The 6,194-nt window shown below is 43.2% G+C and carries 2 protein-coding genes and 1 pseudogene; 1 reads left to right on the top strand and 2 read right to left on the bottom strand.

Annotation, left to right across the window (positions count from 1 at the left end):
• Positions 1-76 precede the first annotated feature (76 nt).
• Positions 77-1,242: pseudogene (locus R7F07_RS23465) on the top strand (IS3 family transposase); the annotation flags it as partial.
• A 426-nt stretch (positions 1,243-1,668) separates the two neighbouring features.
• Here R7F07_RS23465 and R7F07_RS23460 read toward each other — a convergent pair.
• Both R7F07_RS23460 and R7F07_RS23455 read right to left on the bottom strand, forming a co-directional pair.
• Positions 1,669-4,356: a DEAD/DEAH box helicase family protein gene (locus tag R7F07_RS23460; protein ID WP_318110572.1), complete on the bottom strand. Its 2,688-nt coding sequence runs from the start codon at positions 4,354-4,356 to the stop codon at positions 1,669-1,671.
• Entirely contained in the window at positions 4,349-6,193 is a 1,845-nt protein-coding gene (locus tag R7F07_RS23455) for a site-specific DNA-methyltransferase (RefSeq protein ID WP_318110571.1), read from the bottom strand. The genes R7F07_RS23460 and R7F07_RS23455 overlap by 8 nt, the downstream gene beginning before the upstream one ends.
• Position 6,194 lies beyond the last annotated feature (1 nt).

The following is a 6,194-nucleotide window of genomic DNA, read 5'->3' as shown; positions in this document are numbered from 1 at the left end:
ATTGCGTTCAGAGCACCCATTGACATCGGGAGGAAGTCCTTATAGTACGTTTTCGTTCCATTGGGCTTCAGACCCCGATAAGCTTGAAATCAAAGAGCTAAAGAAAGAATTACGCCACAAAGAAAAGGCACTGGCTGAAACTGCTGCCCTGTTGGTTCTACGAAAAAAGCTCAGAGCCTTTTACGGGGAAGAGCTAGAGGACGACTAACCTCAACCGATGAAAGGCAGTACCTGATTGCTCTTATCCACGATGCCAAGCAAAGCGGTTGCCGCTTAGAGCGAGCTTGTCATGAGGTTCAAATTGACGTGAGAACGTATCGTCGATGGTATAGGCAAGGAGAGGTTCAGGCGGATAAAAGACCGACCTGTGCCAGAGCAGAGCCAGCTAACAAGCTCTCGCAGCAAGAGCGTGATGCGATTATCGAGGTATGTAACCGCCCTGAGTTTGCGAGCTTACCTCCGACTCAAATCGTACCGACATTGCTTGATAAAGGCGAATATATCGCCTCAGAGTCGAGCTATTATCGGGTACTGAGTGCACAAGGACAACTTCATAATCGAGGCCGTCAGCGGAGTAGACAAAAGCAAGCGAAGCCAACGAGTTATACGGCGACAGGCTCGAATCAAGTCTACACATGGGATATCACTTACTTGCCTTCAAAGGTTCGAGGCCAACACTATTATCTGTACGTCATAGAGGATATCTACAGCCGAAAAATCGTGGGTTATGAGGTGTATGAACGTGAGTGCGGTGAGTTAGCGTCACAACTCCTGCAACGAACGTTGATGCGAGAGCAGTGCTTCAATCAACCGCTAGTTCTTCACTCGGATAACGGTGCGCCCATGAAATCGCTGACGTTCAAAGCGAAGATGGATGAATTAGGCATTACCTCATCGTATAGCCGCCCAAGAGTGAGTGATGACAACCCGTATGTTGAATCGTTGTTCCGCACGGTTAAGTACGTGCCAAACTGGCCGACAAAGGGCTTTGAAACTCTTGACAGTAGTCGCAGTTGGGTTGAAGCCTTCGTGCGCTGGTACAACACCGAACACAAGCACAGTAAGCTAAATTATGTCACGCCTTCACAGCGTCATAATGGCCAAGATGAAGAGATCTTGAGGCGCCGAGCTGAGGTATTGCTCGCAGCAAAGCAGCGGAAACCTGAGCGTTGGCCTAGTGATATCAGGAACTGCGAACCAGTTGGTGAAGTTCACCTAAATCCAGAAAGAGAAGCTGCTTAATAAGCAAGAAAATGATGACAACTACCTTGAAAAACGCCGTATTCCACCAACGTATAACGCTTTCTATGCGGCTTTTAGCCGCCTATCATGTAACCTTTTTAATACCACATCAACGTGTAATCAATAGGTTAATGAAAGTTAACAGAGATTAGATTTTATGATGCCTTATGATTTAAGAAAAATGCTGTTACCCAAACTCCTTCGGATAACTTTTGATAGGGGCAAATTACTAGATTCGAAGTGAGCAAGATCTTTTGCTCTGAATTGTTTGGGGGCATTTTCGTGCCAGCTAAGAGCAAGCTGACACGTTGATGGACAATTATCATTTATGAATAGCAAAACTAAATAGATACTTTATGTTGAAATTTGGCGTTGTTATGCATTTTAAAAGGCTATTTATTGCACCTAAATAGCCTTTTAACTTTTTTAGTTCAGGAATTCTCTTCCGTATGAACCACTTTCAGCAGCTTTACCCGCAATGATTTCGTAGCCAATACCAGAAGCAACGCCCATCAAATCAGCTGCGTCTTTCTTATCTTTTACGTTCTGAGAATCAATCATGTGCTCACCTTTAACCTCAATCATCACATAGGAGCCATCTTGCTTCTTGATTAAGAAGTCTGGGTAGTAGCTGCGTACGCGCTGTGTCTCGCTATCCACATAATGAATCACAAAGTCGCTCTGGCCGTGCGTTAACATGCCAGTAAACCAAATCTTATCGACTTTCTCTTCGTGTAACATGCTCCAGAAGAAATCTCTCTCTGGATTAGAGTCAAAGCAGTAGTTATCGAGATGGAAACTCTTAGCGACATTAGGGTTCGACTCATTACTCGACTTACTAATTACTTTATCTTTCGATACCGTTACAGGGTAATATCCTGGGTCAATCGGTGGCTCTTTCACAAGGTCGACTTCGAATGCCTCAGTAATAGTTTCGGCTTCGATGTCATAGATGGCCTTGAACAGGCGAGGGATCACCTCATCGTAAAGCACCTCGTTGAACTCATTTACCATCTTCAAGATACCTTCGAAGCCTTCGCTGGTACCCGCAACTATTTTCTCGATCTCCAAACACGGCTTATTTAGGTAACGAGCAATATCAGCAACCAGTGAAAGCTTTGAAAAAGTACGCTGCTCTTTTATATGGGAAATATCGTTATGCACTCGAGATTTCGCGGAGCCAAGATCATCTGGCATCAACAAGCCGTCTTGGGTAGAGTGGATAATGCGATATTTGTCAACATCCACATTTTTTAGTCCGATCTCATAGCCTTTATCCAAGTCCTCTTTTTCAATCAACTTGAACTGGCGACGTACGCGCTTAATCGGAATCTTAATGCTTGGTTGTTCCACTTTTACTTTAACAGTCACCTTGTTCGGATCAGGATCTTTCATCTCTTCGGCCGAGATACGGAAGTTTGCTTGAAGCTCTTTGTCTAACAGCTTCATATTCTCATCAGTTAAGAAAACTTGACCGGTGTGCTGGCGATCACCAACAGCTCGCAAACAACGCATGGTCGCTTGAAGTACAAATACTTTTGACGTTGGCTCACGGAACATCGCCACAGCGAACAGCGAACGACAGTTCCAACCTTCGCGGCCTTTGTTCACCAACAAGATAAACTGCTTTTCTGATCTCGGAGTATCTAAGCGGTTAAACTCGCGAATATCGTCATCCGTAGTGAGTTTCTTATCACCAACGTTAACCAAAATGCGGTCTGATGAAATCCCACGTTTAGCGAGAATTTCCTCTACTGCAGGACGAACCACATCGCTTATCTCTTCGATTGTCGTCCCGAAAATAGCCATCTTAGGCAACATACCTTCTGGGCAGCCAGCATCTTCGGCGCTTTCTAAGAACTTATCGATTGCAATCTCTAGGAACTGCTTTTGACGGGTCTGAGTAAAGCTGTGCAACTTAACCTGTTTCAGGTAATTATTGTCTATCGCCTTACGCAGACCATAGGCGTAGACCACCTCTGGTAGCACATCTTTACCAACATAAGGTGTACCAGTGTAGTTATAGCACCCAACAACTCGAGTTCCAGCCGCTTTTAGGTTGATTGCCAGTTCATCGATGGTTTTACGCAAAGAGTTAGCCGAGGTATCGTTTTTCGTACCCATATCTTTTGCGAGCTTAGCACCAAAAGCATGGTGTGCTTCATCGACAAAAATACCTAGCTGAGGAAGGCGCTTGATTTTCTCAAAGCGCTGGTTAGTCACAAGGTCGGCTTCATCTTCTGGAGCAACATTCATTGTTTCCGAATCGAGGTCGAGGACATCCATCATGTCATCAACAACGTCGCCCATACCTTGATAAGCTTCCTTACCCGAGCTAAAGAACTTATCAACTGTTGATTCGCCCTTGTTATTGCGGCGCAAGATGATTTTCTGACTGTTCGATACGATGATATTGAACTTAGAGCCATCTAGCGTATTGAGCGACACTCCCGCATCTTCTAAGTAGTGAAACTTAAACTCTGCGACAATCGGCATGTACTCTGATGGCACAACTTTGGTGTGGTCGAAAGACTCGATCTCGCGCAAAGACTGCAGCACCGTCTTATCTGGTGCAAAAATCAGCGCATTTTGAATAAAGCGGTTATCGTCTTTGCTCTTTTTGTTACCAGCCAAGAAATCATAGAAGATACAAGTGGCCATCAAGATGGTTTTGCCGGTGCCCATCGTCAGAGCAAAGATGTAGTTAGGGTACAGTCGGCCACCATTACTGGCCTTCATCTTCTTGAAGATACCCTTGTAGTCCTTCTCAGACATCTCCCAGAACATATCCCCTTGCATTAGCTGACCATCGATGGCGCCAATACCAGAGACACGTTCTTCGAAGCGACCTTTGTTGCCATACCAATCTTCGAAAAGCTGATAGACAGGTTTGTTATCCAGGAACTCTTTTAAGAAAACATAAATCTCAAGCGCTTCGAACTGCGGCGTACGCAAGAAACTCCCTGGACGAGAAGAGTCGTTGAAATCGAGAAATGCCTTACTCAAGCGAGAGTAGTGTTTGCGAACCGTACCGCGGTGAATCTTATAGAACTCGTGTAAATGCACGTAAAATCCATTGTTGAGTTCGAAGTTCTCTTGGGCATTTTTAGCCATGCGCAATCACCTCTTCATAAGACTCTGAGAGTAAATCCGTAACTTTAACCTTGATGTTATTTGCGCCTTCTGGGATTTCGTATTCGCCAGCCACAAACTCATCTTTTGCTGGAATATCGATAATGACAGGCTCCATCACCGCACCATCGTAATTCCAGTCGATCATGATAGACTCCACCATTTCACGCCACTCGGTCACGTTGTCTTTTTGTTGGCTGAGCTTTTGTAGCAAGTTGCGTGGGTAGAAGGCTTCGATGACTAATTTTCCGTCTTTGATTTCAATAGACGCTTCCGAGTCGTACTTAAAGGTAAGATCGGATTTATCACGTAAGATATCGACAACTTCCACTTTGAGCTTATAGCCCGATTCATTTTCAAGAATAGCTCCTAAACCAGGCTCATGACCCATACAGACCAGCATGATCTCTTCCACTGGCTTATTAGGGTTCGCCTCTTTACGCTCTTCGAACAGTTTGTAAGGGAAACCTTGGATCAGGTCGTTCAAATCTTCTTTCGTCGCAATTCGGTTGACCGGCATGATTTTAACTTTGAAACCATCTTTCTCACCGTCGTAGATAGTACTAGAATCCAGAGGTTGAATTTCTAACGCTTCAATTAACAATTCTTTTGCTTCTACTGGATTACGGAATATCTCGTAATTATTGACATTGTAAACTTCAAAATTAGCGTTATTAGTTCCTAAACGTTTAGTTGTAGTTTGAATAGAACCAAGGTTAATGTCTGCTCCAATAAACCTTCTATTAAGAGAATTAGCTACTAGCTGTGTTGTGCCAGACCCCATAAAACAATCAAAAACCAAGTCGCCTTCATCGCTTCCAATTTGAATTATTTTTTCAAGTATAGAAATCGGCTTTTGAGTTGGATAACCAGTTTTCTCAGATGGTGGTAATTGTTTTGCATCTAGCCAAATTGTACCAATGCGAGCCCCTTTTGAATCCTTAAGGTATTTCTTGTACGACCATATACCTGTTTCACTTTTAACGATGAGCCCCTGAGAATCCATCTGTTCCATCGTTTCAGGAGTAAATCGCCAATGGTTTCCGGCAAGAGGTAGCATTCCTCTCCACTGGCCCCCGGTACTACCGTTACGAATACCAGGAGCATGCAAAGGCAATATACGGTACTTTTCTCCATGAGAGTCTTCGTATCTATACGCTGATTGAATATACTCGTCTCTTAGCTCTTCAAAAATTTCATTGAAACAGTAATCAGCATTTTTTGAATATAAGAAAATTGTATCGTGAACGTTGCTTAATGATGATGATGTAAAGTTCTTTGAGTTACATTTTTGCCAGATTATTTCATTAACAAAATTATTTTGACCAAACACTTCTTCCAGAATACAACGTAGATAATGACTCTTATGCCAGTCGCAATGAAGAAAAATAACCCCCTTTTCAGAAAGCAATTCTCGAAGAATAATCACTCTTTCGTAAATAAATTGTAAATATTCATCATTTGACCAAATGTCCGTATATTGTTTTTCTTCAAAAGAGTTTGAATCACCCGATAGCTGCTTACTTTTGAGTTTTATAACTTTTTTATAGTCAGCTTTAGAATCAAAAGGCGGGTCGATATAAATCAAATCTACTTTGCCGCGGAACTCTTTCAACAAGTGACTCATCACTTGAAGGTTATCACCCCAGAAAATCTTATTGATCCAGCCGTTATCATCTTCTTGGCCGTACACTTCTTTTAGTTGCGCAGGGAAGTATTGAGTCGAACGGAAAGGACGCTTACCTTTCCAGTTAAGCATTGGATAGCCCTTAATCGGCTCAAATTCGTAGTTTTCTACGTTGGTCTGGTCATTAGACATG

It is taken from the genome of Vibrio sp. YT-16 (genome assembly GCF_033337405.1).
Taxonomy (GTDB): domain Bacteria; phylum Pseudomonadota; class Gammaproteobacteria; order Enterobacterales; family Vibrionaceae; genus Vibrio; species Vibrio alginolyticus.
This window is presented reverse-complemented; position numbering and strand designations above follow the sequence as displayed.

Excerpts from the sequence above, each read along its gene's own strand:
- R7F07_RS23460 (WP_318110572.1), bottom strand. The coding sequence starts at position 4,356 with ATGGCTAAAAATGCCCAAGAGAACTTCGAACTCAACAATGGATTTTAC.
- R7F07_RS23455 (WP_318110571.1), bottom strand. The coding sequence starts at position 6,193 with ATGTCTAATGACCAGACCAACGTAGAAAACTACGAATTTGAGCCGATT.